The sequence below is a fragment of the Wolbachia endosymbiont of Bemisia tabaci genome (assembly GCF_003999585.1).
Classification (GTDB): Bacteria; Pseudomonadota; Alphaproteobacteria; order Rickettsiales; family Anaplasmataceae; genus Wolbachia.
In genome coordinates this window covers 512,206-527,259 of sequence record NZ_CP016430.1, presented here as the reverse complement: position 1 = coordinate 527,259, position 15,054 = coordinate 512,206, and the positions used below count along the sequence as shown (strand labels likewise).

The window sequence follows — 15,054 nt, the reverse complement described above, 5'->3', positions numbered from 1 at the left end:
TAGTGAATAAGGCTTTCCACTGTAATTTTTAAGCCTACAAAAATTCACCAGCGGCCGCATTATATAGTAGATAATTTTTTGTGCTAGTAATATTTTTCTAATTCCCACTTTGGCCTTGGTGCAAAGTCAAGAGAGTCTACATAGTGTCTCTGTAACCTTTCAATTCCTGTCCATCCAACCATCACTGCATTGTCTGTACATAAATTGCTTGGAGGAGAAAGCACGTTCAAGTCTATGTGCTTTTTCAACTGCTCTTTCAGAAAATTATTTGCTGCAACTCCACCGGTAATAACAAAATCATTGATTTTAATATTTAAAGATTTAGATATAATGATCGCATTTTTGACCCTATCGAGCAATATGTCACTAATACACTCTTGAAATGAAGCGCAAACATCACAAATATCTTGCTTGCTCATTATAAGTTCTCGCACTAAGTTTTTTACTGCTGTTTTAATTCCAGAAAATGAAAAGTCACATCCAGAACGTTTTATCATTGCTCTTGGCAGCTTAAATCTCATACCATCACCTTTTTTAGCTAACTCTTCAATTAATGGACCTCCCGGATAGCTTAGACCCAGTGTCTTAGCGACTTTGTCAAATGCTTCTCCTAATGAGTCATCAAGCGTTTCTCCAAGTTTGATGTATTTACCTACATCCTGTGCAATTAAAAATTGGCAGTGACCACCTGATATCAGCAGGACTAAAAACGGAAATTCAACCTCATACAGTAGCCTAACAACTAACGCATGTGCTTCTAAGTGATTAACTGCAATAAACGGCTTTTGTGTTACGTGTGCAATTGCTTTAGCCATCATTGTACCAACTATTAATCCACCTATGAGTCCTGGTCCTGATGTTGCTGCAATTGCATCTAGATCACAAAAGTTAAGGTTAGATTTTTCCATAGCACTTTTTATTAGATCACTTAAATGCTTCATATGAGCACGTGATGCTATTTCAGGAATCACTCCACCGCGCTTTTTATGCTCTGCCTGAGAAAGAATTTCGTGAGCAAGAACTTGCTTATTACTATTTACAATTGCTGCTGCAGTTTCATCACAGCTTGTTTCAACAGCTAATATAGTTTTCATATATATTTGAACTCTTTAATTGTGAGAACTATAACTTGAAATGTTGAAGAAGTGAACTTTGTTCTGTTAAGCTAATTATCATCTCCAAATATAGAACCAATTTTTTTACTCCCAGAGGAAAATTTATTAGTCCAACTGCTTTGTACTTTGTTTATATCTTTAAAAGCAGTTTTATCGCTATATTCCTTTACTTCTTTATCTACTATTCTCTCCATTATTTGTGGATCCAGGCATCTCTTTTTCCATTGGTTAGTAGCAAGAAATACTTTGTTTAAATCTTGAGTGCGAATTAGATATTCTTTATCTTTAGGATAAACTTCCTGAGCCCAAGCAAACAGCTCAAAATAGCGTGCAAATAATTCAGATGCGCGTGATTTTGCAGTTTGATAAGCTGCTTGTATCTCTTCAAATATAATTTGACCGATAATTTTCTGTACAAGAATATTTGACTGCTTTAAGTTCTGCTCAATATCCTGATAAACTTTATAGAGAAACTCTTGCTCTAAGCTTAAGTTCAGTTCATTTTCAACCATATGTGAAAGTTCATGTACTATGATGTAAGGATTTGACCTTCTTAGCACAATAACATACTTATTTAAACCAGAAGAACGAATTGTCTTACACACTCCCTCTTCCATATCCACTAATCCTTCTTGATATATTTCAAACGAGAGTCTATTTTGCTTTATTAGTGACAAAGTGAGGTTTAATGTATTTCTAAACTTCTCAAATTGATAGAGATATTTGACATATTGTATTACGTTTTCACTATTTCCTACTTGAGTTGCTTGTTTTATTAAGTTCCTGATTAGCATGCTTCATTATTAAAGGAATTTTCTTTATGCTCAAGAATTATAAAGTGTTTTCAGGAAGTATAGCTAAAAAAGTTTAATTTACTTACATTCCGCTACTTATTATTAGCCAAGAGGTATCACGTCAGTATGACTTAGGAATGTACTAGATATAAAAGTGCAATATCAAATATATTTTACTAAAAATCTATCAACTTTTCACATGTTTGCTCTTCATAAAAGAAGCTCAATATTATCGTAGTACCAAGTTTTGCTTCACTTTGAATGTTGAAAGTCCCACCCATTAACTCTACTAATTTCTTGCTTAGAGGTAATCCGATACCTGTGCCTTCGTTTCTATATCCCGAATCTGCTTGGCCAAAAACGGACATAACTTTATATATGTCCTGCTGCATTATCCCTATTCCATTATCATGAAACTCAATAGTTAATAAATTTTTTTCTATATTCTCTTTAATAATCATTCTTATTAAACCACCTTGAGGAGTGAACTTGATTGCATTTGATAACAAATTTATTATAACTTGCTTCATTCTTTTGGGATCGGCGATAACTAATAATTGTTTATCAGATATCTCTTTCTTTAAACTAATGCCTGTTTCTTTTAGTTTAGGTGATAACATTTTTAAGCACGAATCTATTATCTTATTCAGATTAAACTTCACTTTCTCTACTGTTAAACTACTTGATTCAGCTTTAGAAAAATCGAGCACATCATTAATCAAAGCAAGTAAATGTGTACCAGCATTATATATATCGTCTACGTATTCCTTGTATTCAGAGTGATCTACCGAACCTAAAGTTTCATTTTTGATCAACTTTGCAAATCCAATAATAGCATTAAGAGGTGTACGCAACTCATGTGTAACACTTGCAAAAAATTTTATCTTATTTGCATTTTCTTGCTCTAATGCCTCTTTAACCCTTTGTAATTCAATATTAGTTTTATGCTGCTTGGCTAGCATTTGGGTGTTGGAAAGGTGCAAATAAAGCATTATTAGTATTAAGATAACTAGTAATAAGCCTATTAATATTGAAAATAGACTATATACCATAATATAAGAGTCATTATAGCTTTGAATGATCTTCAAAAAAAATGAAGGCTTAATGTCATCTTCATGAAATATAGGGAAAGTAGAAGTTAATGTATTTCCTGTAGCGTAAAATATTTCTTGATTGCTTAGCAATTTATCAATTTCATCATTTGTAAGCAACTGCTCATAGTCATGACCTTGAGTATTAAAATTACTGAAAATTACTCTGGCATTTTGATCATACAGTATTAAGCTAAAATTTCTTACTTTGCTTACTGATTGTAACAATTCAGCACGCAATTTTACCAACTGGTTTATGTAATCAAAACTGTTATATTTAATATGATGTTTTTCTATTAGTAAATAATGATATTTTTTTATTATACTATTTTCCAATAGATCTTTTAAGTTTGCATTTGAATTACGGTAAAAAGAAAGAAAATTATTCTTTAATGAATAATTGCGGTATATTGTGCCCAATAAAACCATACAAATTAATAAGAATAGCGAGATAATTTTTGTATATCTATTTGTTTTTAGTGTAGTAAACATTAATTTACTTAATTTATACATATTCTTCTCATTGTGAAATAACGTCTTTTATGATATTAATAAAAAATTAGCATATCATACTTTTATGACAATTTCTCCTATCTTGCCAGTTTATTCTCCTATTAACATAAATTTTTCTTATGGCAAAGGTATTTACTTGTATGATATCGATAATAAGCGCTATATAGATTTTCACTCTGGAATAGGAGTTAGCAGTTTAGGTCATTCCAACCCACGATTAACTAATGTCCTAAAATTACAAGGAGAAAAACTATGGCATATATCAAATACCTATAATATATCTACTGCCAATAAATTTGCAGAAAATTTAATAAACAACAGCTTTGCTAATACTGTATTTTTTGCAAATTCTGGATCAGAAGCAGTGGAATGTGGACTTAAAATCGCTAGGGCCTATCAAAATGGAAAAGGTAATAAAAATCGCTATAGAATTCTAACATTTCATGGTGCATTTCATGGAAGGACATTTTTAACTTGTGCAACAAACGATAGACAGAAATTTTCTGAATTACTGAATCCTTATATTGACTGGTGTGATAACATAAAGCCCAATATTGAGAGTGTAAAGAAAGCAATTTCTAATGGCATAGGTGTTATATTAATAGAACCAATACAGGGACAAGGTGGTATTAAAGTAATGAGTGAAGTCTTCATGAAAGAGCTAAGAGAACTATGTAACGAAAACGACATACTGCTATTTTTTGATTGCGTTCAGTGCGGTGCTGGCAGAACGGGAAAATTATTTGCGTACGAACACATAGGAGTTAAGCCTGACATATGTGCTCTTGCAAAAGGAATAGGAGGAGGTTTCCCTCTGGGGGCTTGTCTTGCAACTGAAAAGGTTGCTAAGTACATGGCGGTCGGTATGCATGGTTCTACTTTTGGTGGTAATCCACTTGCAACTTCAGTAGGTAATGCTGTATTGGATGAATTGCTCAGCCCTGGCTTCTTAGAAAATGTTGAAGTTAGAGGTAAGTCTTTAAAAAACAAACTAGAGGACTTAGCAAGCAAGTTTCCAATGATAGAAGAAGTGAGAGGAAAAGGGTTGATGCTAGGAATAAAAGTAAAAATGAATAACCAAAAATTTGCAGAAGAGCTAAGTCACCGTGGTTTACTCACTATTGGAGTAACATCAGATAACGTTGTAAGAATCTTGCCTCCACTCATTATCACTGAAAAAGAGATTGATGAAGGCATTGAAATCCTCACTCAATATTTATCTGAAAAGTTCTAGTTAAAAACTAAACCTTCCTGCTCACTAGTTGTTGGCTGTATCAAAATTGCAGATAAAGCAGTAGCTACAACTTTATCAGCTACTTCATTTGTACACTTTGCCTTTTTCTGTTCTCTTATCAGTGTAAGCTCATTTATATCACTTAGTGAGTCAAATTTTGTTATATCCTCAAATATAAACGATTGCACGATGTCTTTCGGAATATTGAAAAAAGCCGAGTTACCAAGCGATAATGTCATATCTAACAAACTTTTCATTAAGCCGTTTCTCAAAACACATTTAGACAGTTCTCCTAAAAGAATTGGCACTCCAAAAGTAAAAAATGCTCCTCTCACTAAATAGGTTGTTATTTCATATAACAATGCACCACACAAGAGTGCCAATGGTCCAAATACTATAAAACCGCAAAGTAAAGGCAATGGCATGGTCTGACCTGATGATATTCTACCTATAAGCTCAATTGAAATTATAAACCCAATAAGTAACATAGATCTACCTAGATATGTCCTTTCTTTAGAGCGTTTGTTAAAGTTTTTCTCACGTAACTTAGAAAAATCATTGTTAACTCTGACTTCAAAAATATTATGGTTGATTTTTAATTTTAGCTCTAAGTCCTCTATTCCATGATGCCATTTATGACACCTTACAATTTCATCAATTATAGTACTAACTTGATTATTGATTTTGTATAATTTGCTTTCTTGATATAAGTTGCCTTGATAATACTTTTCTCTAAATTCCACGCAGTTTAAATTCTTTAAATCACATAAAAAATCTTTAATTTCTTGTGCCATTTTATTAGCATCATCTTTGTAGCCTACAGCTTTCAAAATTGTTACCAAGTGTTTATTTTCAATTTGAGCAATTGTTCTATCTAATGCACGTATATATTGCTTGGATTGAAAATATGAGATGATTTTTTCTTTACATCTATCCTCATTGCCTTCGTACAAACTATTTCTTTTGAAACTGCTGTCATGTTCTTTGGCAATTTCTAATGCATGAACCAATACATTTTGCGCCTTCACACTACTTTCACAGTGACAGTTTCTGATTATGTGTACATACGCTCTTGCACTGGTATCTCCAGATTTATCTATATTGTACGCTTTAGCCAAAAAGACTAAATAGTCAAACCCTGCCCAAAGATAATACATTACCTTTGTTATAGCACTCCCCACAGAAAATAAAGCTGAGCGTGTGCAAGATAATTTACCGTTGTTTTTAATTCTATCTTCATATGAACGAAGGTATTATGCCTCTGTACTTTTTAAAATCCTATGTAAATCTTGTTCTGTCTTTTTGACATCAAAATCATTTATATCATGAACTTTTTCATACGTTTCTTTTATCAAATCACTAGAAAACTTCTTCAGAGCTGAATCATCAATATTTCCTAATGCATCAATATTTTTACTAATATAGATTTCTATTTTTCTTCCAAGTTCTTCTCCCATTCTATTTTTTAGCAACTTATTGTATTTATTAGTAGCTGGAAACAAAACTTTCTGACAAAATTTCTGTGGTTCGTTTTTAAAATTTGCTAAGATCTTATTCACAAATAGCTCAACTTCTTCACCTGCAGCAGCGAAAAACCATGATTGTCTGCTCTCATTACGCTCTCTATTTCTTCCAAGATTCTGTAGGGCTTCAGATGGATTATTGAACTGACTAACCGAATCTGCAAATATTGATGCAACATGATTATATTCACTATCAAATCCACGACCTTTCGATCCATCTATAACCGTTGTCAACGCATATTTAGCCAATGAATCAAAATCTCTTTTTTCATAATCACAATAAAGAGTTCGATATCCACCTATCTGATTACGTATTATCGCTGAAAAGAGTCTGTTTTCTCCAATACCAAGATCATTTTTCCCAATTCCTGCAAAGATACATTTATTTTGTTTGCAGAAATCAATGAGACTATGTAGTATACCTTCCTCTCTTTCCATGAGGTCATGGAGCTCTTTGCTTAAGCGCCAATTATCAACTATTAAGCTGCATTGCTCATTATCACTTTTACTCAGTGCTTCAATTACTGTCTTTATTTGCAGTAAGAGCTCATCTCTAGCAAATTGCTCACTAAAGCCTTTTCTCTCTAGGTAGCTTATAATATTGTTATCATTAGTGGTGCTAACATTCTTTTTAACATCTTCTATCAATTCACTCAAACCTTCTCTTCTTTTTTTATCTAAAGTAATATTATCACACTTCATTAAATATGAGAGAGTAAGATCGATCATTGAATGCATTACTCTATATTTTAGATATTCAGCAGTACTACTGAAATCCACCTTTTCTTTTAATTCAGATATCTGCTCTTCTGTCAGACTAGGATGTTGCTTTTTAACGCAGTTTATAAAGTTCGCTTCGCGTAACTTGAGCCTATAGTCTTGATAAGATATCCCTTCAGGCTGAAATTTATTATACACTTCATAACGTGTACTACCTTCATATACTACTAGATTATCCTTACCCTGCAACGCAAAGTTAAGATTAACTATACTATTTACATCATCAGCTAAAAGCAGAGCACTTTCTCCAATTGGGCTTTGCACATTCCATCTTATAGAAGTTAATAAATCATCGGTATCAACAAGCTTATTGTAATTAAAAACTTCTTCGCTCTCTTCAACATACTCATGAGCTGGGCTCGATTTTTCTCTAGTAAATAAGCTACGCACGTTAGCAAGAAATCTAGAAAGCAGTTCTTTTGACTCTACACCAGTTGCTTTAGTTAGTACCCACCAAATTGGCAACATTACTATACCAAATATAAACATAGAAATTGTATAATATAAGTTTCCAATCAAAGCAGAATACAGCCAATAATCTGAAGTTAGACCAATTACAGCAGCAACGTTACTATTTATAATAGGAAACAATATAGCTAAAGATATTATGGAGGTAGCAATATTCACGACTAATGCTAGAGTGAAATTTGTTATCCTATTGGTTTTTGTAATAACACTTGCTGTTTCGATGGCGTTTCCAATACAACGTCTACTCAATCTTGTCGGGCTGATAACTTTTCCGCATCTATTTAAAATCCTTCTCTTTGGTGTTGCAGTTAGGTAAGTTGTAGGATACTCCTCATCAAGCTTGCACATATTCTCAAAATCCTGCTGCTTGTTAATACTGTCTGCTTCATCAACACTAATCCACAACTTGGTATTTTGGTCTTTAAATTTACGATTATTTTCTTGCTGCAATAACAGGTCATGTGTCACTATAATTGTTGTAGGTTTAGTTGCCTTCAGTGCATTTTTAATTTCCTCAGCAGTTTTAGGTGTCCTAATGTTTACAGTAAATGCACTACTCATCATTTTTTTAGCTTGATTCACTAGGTCACTGCTTGGTACTGCAACCAGATGATGAAACCCTGCTTGGGCTAGTACATAACTCAGTATTCCAATGTCGTAAGTCTTACCAAATCCAGTTTCTGCATCGATCATAACATTACAGTTAGTAGTGCAAGAGTTGCGTAGATGTTCTAATACCTCTTCAACAACAGGTTTACGACGTGCTACTATTATAGATTCCTTTGTATCATCAAGTTTTATAGATTCACCTTTTAGCTTGCAGTTGATTTCTTCTAAGCTACTTATAATACTTTGCTTTTCTTGATTACTGATAGAACTCACACATTACCCACTATAATTATCACAATATTAATTGTATGTTAATTCAGTAAATTGTCAATTCTATGGACAAAAAGCTGATTTCAACTATCATATTAATATGAATATATGCCTCGGAATAATTACTTCTCCTCATGGAATCAAAGGAGCTGTCAAAATAAAAACCTTTACTGAAAAGCCCGAAAATATTTTCCTATATGGTGAACTAATAATCGGAAGTGAAAATTATAAAATAAGCTTGGTGTCTGTTGTCAGTAATAATTTAGTAATAGCAACAATTAGCGGTGTGAATTCCCGTAATGAAGCAGAACTTTTAAGAAATAAAAAGTTATATATAGAAAGAGATAAGCTACCACAGTTAAATGATGAGGATGAATTTTACCAAGATGATCTTGTGAATATGGAAGTAAGACTAGAGAGTAATGAATTATATGGCTATGTGAAGTCTGTGCATAATTTCGGCTCGGGGGATATATTAGAAATTTTGGTTATCAGCACAAAAAAAAACATTATGTTATCTTTTACTAAAGAAGTATTTCCATACATTAACATGAAGGAAAGGTATATAGTAATCAACATGCCAGAATTCATTGGCCAATAAAAATTTTGATATTTGTATAAAGTTATTTATAATAACCAGACCAAATTAAAAGTGTAATTATGGCAGAAAGGGCTAATGATATCAGGCCAGGTCAGGTACTAGAACATAACGGTGGATTGTTTTTGGTTGTAAATATTATGCATACTCAACCTGGTAAAGGTGGTGCATATATACAAGCTGAAATGAAAAATATCCAAACAGGAGCAAAGTACTATGAGAGGTTTCGCTCTGATGCAACAATCAGAAGGGCAATTTTAGATGAAGAGGAATATGTTTATCTTTTTACTGAAGGGAATATCGTAAATCTTATGCATCCAAGTAGTTACGAGCAGATTGTTATAAATTTAGACTTATTAGGGGAAAAGAAGGCTTATTTGCAAGATAATATGAAAATTAAAGTAGTAACTTATCAAGATAAAATAATTTCTGCACATGTGCCTGATCACGTTACACTAACTATAAAAGAAACAGAGTCTGTTATCAAAGGGCAGACTGTTACTGCTTCTTATAAGCCTGCAATTTTGGAAAACGGAATACGTGTTAACGTGCCTCAATTTATAAAAGAAGGGGATAAAATTGTAGTACATACTCCTGATAACAGCTATTACGAAAGAGTAAAAGAGTAAATGGCCATTTCATCACCACGAATCAATGTGATGCTTGATTCTGTACGCAGTGCCTCCAAGCAGCTTATACGTGATTTTAATGAATTGCAAATTTCAAGCGTTAAGTCAGCAGACTTTATCAATAAAACTTATTCAAAATCCAAGCAACTTATATACGATTGCTTAAAAAACTACAACCAGAACTATGACTTTATTTTTGAAGACGATGTGGGCCAAAATCTAAAAGACGGCGGTTATACTTGGTTTATTATGCCTATAGAAGGCAAGGAAAACCTTTTTAGTTGTATGGTTTATTTTGCAGTATCAGTTTGTCTCATTCATAAAAACAGAGTTGTAGCAGCTGTGATTGATGCTCCAGCACTTAGAGAAACTTTCTGGGCAGAGGAAAAGAAAGGAGCTTTTCTTGAAGATTTCAAATCTCGCCATGTAAAAATGCGGATGAAAGCTCGTGAAGGGGGAATAATAGACATAAGTGGTAATTTGTTAAATAAATTACCACTTGACAATAATAATCTGCGCTCCCTTGGCTCAACGGTACTAGGTTTTGCATATCTTGCTGCCGGAAGATACAATGGAATAATTTACTCTGGAATTAATAAATATAAAACTTCACTCGGTAGGCTTTTTCTGCAAGAAAGCGGTGGGAGATTAAAAGAAGATAACGCGCTTGTCATTGCTGGAGATATAAACTAAAGTTCATTCAAAAGAGCAAAAGTCACGTAGTGAAAATAATAAATGGTCTTACCTACCCCTCATTGCAGCAGGGTGGCAAAATAAGATAGACGAGAAAAGACAACTATAGGAACAAATAGTCAGTGTGTGACAATGGCATCTAGTCCTTTTGCACAAAAAACGTTGTAAAGTAACTTAGTTGGATACCCAGTGTTAGCTACTTTCATGACAAGAAATAAAGCACTGATTTTGTACATTAACCATGCTTTTAAATAGATACCTTATTCTTGGCAACTTTAAACTCAACAACAGACACAAACAGACAATTTCTCAAAAACTTTCACAAGAGACTCTGTTAATAAATGCTCTATCATTTCATTTGTATGGTAAGGTGTAGGGGTAATACGGAAGCGCTCAGTCCCCTTTGAAACTGTTGGGTAATTTATATGTTGTACATATATTCCATACTTATCAAATAACAATTTTGATGCTTTTTTGGACAACTCAGGATCGCCAATTATGATTGGAATTATATGAGTTTCTGTTTGCATAAAATTCACTCCTGCGTTTCTCAGTGAGTCTTTTACCTTTTCAACAGACTGTTTTTGCTTCTCTCTTTCAACATTGCTCGATTTTAAATGCTCAACGCTTGCCTTTGCTGCTGCTGCTAAAACGGGTGACATAGCAGTAGTAAAAATAAATCCTGGGGCTGAACTTCTTATTACATCCACCAAGCTCTTTGAAGACGCTATATATCCACCCATCACTCCAAAAGCCTTTGATAATGTACCCTGAATAACAGTTATTCTATCCATCAAACCTTCTCTTTCTGCAATTCCGCCACCGCGCGGTCCATACATGCCAACTGCGTGTACCTCATCCAAATAGGTAATTGCATTATACTGACCTGCTAGATCACATATCGCTTCAAGCGGTGCTACATCACCATCCATTGAGTATACAGATTCAAGTGCTATTATTTTCGGCGTTTTTATATCTATAGACTTTAGCAACTGCTCTAAGTGATCAGTGTCATTATGCCTAAATATGTGCTTCGGTCTTTTGCCTGACTTTATACCTTCTATCATTGAAGAGTGATTTTTCTCATCTGAAAAAATTACCACATTCGGAATAACAGATGATAAAGTGCTAAGTGTAGTTTGGTTAGCAAGGTAGCCACAAGCAAAAGTTAAAGCAGCTTCTTTTTGATGCAGATCAGCTAAAGACTTCTCAAGCTCAACAACTTCTTTTGTTGTGCCGGATATATTTCTTGTTCCTCCAGCACCAACAGATGAATTTTGAATAGCAGCAATAACACTATCGTTTTGTGACATTCCCAGATAATTATTACTGCACCAGACAATAACTTCCCTATTTCTTTCATAGTCCATAATGTGGGGGAGCCTACCTGGCAATGACGCAAAATGCGTAAATTCACGGTAGCGCCCCTCATCTTTTATATCTTTGATTTTATTTAAGAATATTTCTTCGTAGTTTACCAAGTTTTTATCTATTAACAACCAATATAATTATAATAAATTATTAAATGATAGACTACTATATTTATTACTTAGACTGACATTCTTCTGTCTGCATAACCTTTTTGACCTGATTATCCTCAACTAAGCTTTTAGGCCTATAGCAGTACGTAATTGTAGCTGCAATAAGACAACAAACTGCAACTGCTACTCCTACTGCTAACATCTCTAAGTAAACTGCAACAGCTACTCCTAAGGCAATACCAGTTATTGCAAGCGCAGAAGCAGCTACGACATACTTTTTTGTGTTTTGTGGATCATTCTTTGAATTGCTTGGTACGGTTACTGAATAGCCTAAAGATGACATAAATTCCAAAAATCCCTTATTTCCTCGTTTTTTTGCCATATCTAAAGAGCTTCCTTTCCAAAAAGCATCTAGTGGATTATTAATAATTGGATCATTTTCTAAATATGGACTTGCACCGTTGTCTATTAGCAGTTTTGCAACTTTTTTATGCCCTTCGTTTATTTTTCGATTATAAGCTATAACGTGTAATGCAGTACCAATACCCCTACTTTGTGTATTAACATACTTTTCTTTATCTTCTGCTGCACCTATCAAAATGGCAACTACATCAGAAAGACCATTATCAGCAGCGCTATGCAATGCAGTTTCACCATTATTATCCTGTAAATAAAGATCTGCCTTTTTTTGTAAAAGTAATTCCACCATTGCCGAATTACCTTCTGCAGAAGCGTACATCAAAGGAGTAAAGTTATGCCGATCTTTAGCATCAACTGTTGCACTACACTCTATTAGCAATTCTGCAACATCTAAATGTCCACTATATGCTGCTTCATGTAAAGGAGTTACTCTGCTGCCTGTACTGCTCACCGAGTTAACATTTGCGTCATTATCAAGTAAAAGCTTCACAAAATCTTTATGACCATTTCTAGCAGCTAAATGAAGTGCAGTGTCACCACCTACTTTTGTTTTTGATTTAATCTCAATATTTGCACCACATTCTAGTAAACGCCTGCCAAGCTCAACATTACCTTTTTGTGCTGCAACGTGTAAACGAATAAATCCATCATTATCATAATCTGTGAAACGTTCATTAATATCGTCTAGTAAACTTTCCCTACCAGCTTTTAATTCCTCAGGAATGATAAGTGTTACTTTACCATTTTCATACTCTACTTCACCGTTATGAAATTTAAGTGTGAATCTAAGTAAACTGTCTAATTCACATATCTCCTTCTCTGGTTCATCAGGATTGCGTGCCACCATTGATGACTTATAGTTAATGCGTACATAATTCTCATCAGAACAATCGATGTACATGATCTTCTTGTCAGAATCGCTAGAAAGTACCTGATATTTTATTAATATACTATGTATTCGGATAGCAAAGAAAGCCATATACCCCGCTTGATTACAACTTGTGGTTAATTCCTCTATGAGGGAATCATTCGGAACCTCTGCTTTAGCATGTTCAAACATTCCTGCGAAAATTTGCTTAGCAAACAGGCGATAGTTTTTTTTGTCTTTATCATTTTTAATATATAATTTGTTGATAAAATTCTGATCTATCTCTTGACCATTGATTACAAAATCCATTCTAGGTACACATTAGAGGAAATATCGAAGAAAATAGATCCAATAGTCAGAGGCTGGTTTCAGTACTATGGCAGGTTTTATAAATCGGAGATGTATACATCTCTCAGAAATATAGAGAGATACCTCATAAGATGGGTCAGAACCAAATATAAGAAACTTCGAGATCATGGAAGACTAGCAAAGCAATTTCTAGGAAAAGTGAGAAAGAGGTCTCCAAATATTTTCTATCATTGGACACTTGGGTTAGGATCAAAGGGCTAAATAATGGGAGCTGTATAAACCGAGAGGTTTCCGTACAGTTCTGCGAGAGACTGGTGGGGAAGTTCCGCTGGTCTACTCTCCTTATTATTTCAGGTTTTACATGTGAACTACTGGAAAATGAAGTTAAGCCATTAGTATCATCTTTCCTTCATGAGAGAGGTTTAGCTCTGTCAGAAGAGAAGACAAAGATTACATTTATTACAACAGGGTTTGACTTTCTTGGTTGTAATGTACGTAGATATAATAAGAAGTTAATTATTAAACCTTCGAAAGAAAGTATTAAAAGACTTCTTAATAAAGCACGTACATTGATAAAAGCAAATATAGCAAACACTCAGGCTATAGTAATTAAGTCACTTAACTCTCTACTGAGAGGATGGGGAAATTACTATCACCATGTGTGTGCTAAAAAAGCGTTTAGAAAAATCGACAATGAAATTTGGCATAGTTTATGGAAATGGGCAAAGAAAAGACATCCTCGTAAAGGATTACGTTGGATAAAGAATCGTTACTTCAAAGTAATGGGTCAACGCCAATGGGTCTTTGCTGCACCCATATGCAAGAACAAACCAAAAGAGATACGGTATTTAAGACTGCTTAAGCTGATTGATATACCTATCAGACGACATGTTAAAATCAGAGCGGATGCAAATCCCCTTGACTTAAAATGGAAAAAGTATTTTGATGAGAGAGTGAAACGAACAAGAATGTTAGCAAGCTCTTTCTCAAGAGAAGGTTCTCTACTGTTGGTGTCACCATTAAGAATGATGTTTCCTGAGGAATCATGAAGGACAAGCCGGTTCTAGAAAAGAAGAACTTAGATAAGGGGCTCAAGCGTAGTGTGGGGAAACCTGCATGCTGCGTTTCTAAGGGAGGGGGTAGTAGTAATACTGCTTCCTTACCTGACCAGGTCGCTAAAACTAAGGGCTTTGAAAAACGTGCTCAATACTATGCTGCTAAAGCCTATTCAAGACAGGCTGATAAAGGCGATCAATATCATGACCTTAAGGAAATTATCTTTATTGCTATAGCAGACTGTATTTTATTTCCTGATAAGTCTGAGTACAAATCAAAGCATACTATTCGCGATGAAGATACTAATGAGCATGATCTAAAAGATTTTTACTTTATATTTATTGAGTTACCTAAATTTCCAAAAACCAAAGAAGATCAGCTTTCAAGTATAGTTGAAAAATGGGTCTACTTCTTTAGATATGCAGATGAAACTAGTGAAGAAGAGCTAGAGAGAATAATAGGAAGTGATCTAATAATTGAAAGAGCATATGAAGAACTAAATAGGTTCAACTGGTCAGAAAAAGAATTTATAGCCTACGAACAAGAGATCAAACGTATTCGTGATGAACAGGCTGTCCTTGCTCAAAAACTCGATAATGCTAC

General features: G+C 34.0%; 14 protein-coding genes. 7 read left to right on the top strand and 7 right to left on the bottom strand.

Annotated elements, in window-relative coordinates; translation table 11 throughout:
* Positions 1-83 precede the first annotated feature (83 nt).
* The 3 genes from tsaD to BBB02_RS02415 all read right to left on the bottom strand — a co-directional run bounded on the left by tsaD (position 84) and on the right by BBB02_RS02415 (position 3,513).
* Entirely contained in the window at positions 84-1,094 is a 1,011-nt protein-coding gene (gene tsaD, locus BBB02_RS02425) for a tRNA (adenosine(37)-N6)-threonylcarbamoyltransferase complex transferase subunit TsaD (protein ID WP_127463863.1), read from the bottom strand.
* 71 nt (positions 1,095-1,165) lie between these two features.
* Positions 1,166-1,909 (bottom strand): WD_0702 family putative metalloprotease, encoded by a 744-nt coding sequence (locus tag BBB02_RS02420; RefSeq protein WP_127463862.1) that lies wholly within the window; start codon positions 1,907-1,909, stop codon positions 1,166-1,168.
* A 176-nt stretch (positions 1,910-2,085) separates the two neighbouring features.
* Positions 2,086-3,513: a sensor histidine kinase gene (locus BBB02_RS02415; protein WP_127463861.1), complete on the bottom strand. Its 1,428-nt coding sequence runs from the start codon at positions 3,511-3,513 to the stop codon at positions 2,086-2,088.
* Positions 3,514-3,577: 64 nt separating this feature from the next.
* Between BBB02_RS02415 and BBB02_RS02410 the strand changes: the two genes are divergently transcribed.
* Positions 3,578-4,747: an aspartate aminotransferase family protein gene (locus BBB02_RS02410; RefSeq protein WP_127463860.1), complete on the top strand. Its 1,170-nt coding sequence runs from the start codon at positions 3,578-3,580 to the stop codon at positions 4,745-4,747.
* Here BBB02_RS02410 and BBB02_RS06375 read toward each other — a convergent pair.
* Together BBB02_RS06375 and BBB02_RS02405 are read right to left on the bottom strand one after the other, a co-directional pair.
* Positions 4,744-5,928, bottom strand: coding sequence for an ECF transporter S component family protein (locus tag BBB02_RS06375; RefSeq protein WP_245970179.1), 1,185 nt, complete (start codon positions 5,926-5,928; stop codon positions 4,744-4,746). The two genes, BBB02_RS02410 and BBB02_RS06375, sit on opposite strands and share 4 nt — an antisense overlap.
* A gap of 72 nt (positions 5,929-6,000) precedes the next feature.
* Positions 6,001-8,400: a DEAD/DEAH box helicase gene (locus BBB02_RS02405; protein ID WP_245970178.1), complete on the bottom strand. Its 2,400-nt coding sequence runs from the start codon at positions 8,398-8,400 to the stop codon at positions 6,001-6,003.
* Positions 8,401-8,497: 97 nt separating this feature from the next.
* Between BBB02_RS02405 and rimM the strand changes: the two genes are divergently transcribed.
* Genes rimM through BBB02_RS02390 form a run of 3 tightly spaced genes read left to right on the top strand, consistent with a single transcriptional unit; the run spans position 8,498 to position 10,317 of the window.
* Positions 8,498-8,998: a ribosome maturation factor RimM gene (gene rimM / locus BBB02_RS02400; RefSeq protein WP_108784258.1), complete on the top strand. Its 501-nt coding sequence runs from the start codon at positions 8,498-8,500 to the stop codon at positions 8,996-8,998.
* A gap of 59 nt (positions 8,999-9,057) precedes the next feature.
* Positions 9,058-9,624, top strand: a complete 567-nt coding sequence (gene efp / locus BBB02_RS02395) for an elongation factor P (protein ID WP_127463859.1) — start codon at positions 9,058-9,060, stop codon at positions 9,622-9,624.
* The gene (locus BBB02_RS02390; protein ID WP_127463858.1) at positions 9,625-10,317 is read left to right on the top strand and encodes an inositol monophosphatase family protein; all 693 of its coding nucleotides are present in this window, start codon (positions 9,625-9,627) and stop codon (positions 10,315-10,317) included.
* 281 nt (positions 10,318-10,598) lie between these two features.
* Here the strand turns inward: BBB02_RS02390 and hemA are convergent, their stop codons facing one another.
* Entirely contained in the window at positions 10,599-11,798 is a 1,200-nt protein-coding gene (gene hemA, locus BBB02_RS02385; RefSeq protein WP_179948522.1) for a 5-aminolevulinate synthase, read from the bottom strand.
* A gap of 64 nt (positions 11,799-11,862) precedes the next feature.
* On the bottom strand, positions 11,863-13,395 hold the full coding sequence (locus BBB02_RS02380; RefSeq protein ID WP_245970177.1) for an ankyrin repeat domain-containing protein: 1,533 nt from the start codon (positions 13,393-13,395) through the stop codon (positions 11,863-11,865).
* On the opposite strand from BBB02_RS02380, the gene BBB02_RS02375 reads away from it, so the two are divergent.
* From BBB02_RS02375 to BBB02_RS02365, 3 genes are all read left to right on the top strand, one after another.
* Positions 13,372-13,656, top strand: a complete 285-nt coding sequence (locus BBB02_RS02375; RefSeq protein WP_245970176.1) for a group II intron maturase-specific domain-containing protein — start codon at positions 13,372-13,374, stop codon at positions 13,654-13,656. The genes BBB02_RS02380 and BBB02_RS02375 overlap by 24 nt on opposite strands.
* Before the next feature lie 53 nt (positions 13,657-13,709).
* Positions 13,710-14,444 carry a group II intron maturase-specific domain-containing protein gene (locus BBB02_RS02370; protein ID WP_245970175.1) on the top strand — a complete coding sequence of 245 codons (735 nt, stop codon included), beginning with the start codon at positions 13,710-13,712 and terminating at the stop codon, positions 14,442-14,444.
* Positions 14,441-15,054, top strand: a 614-nt coding sequence (locus BBB02_RS02365; protein ID WP_127464294.1) for an Rpn family recombination-promoting nuclease/putative transposase, incomplete at its 3' end; no start/stop codon positions are given. The genes BBB02_RS02370 and BBB02_RS02365, both read left to right, overlap by 4 nt.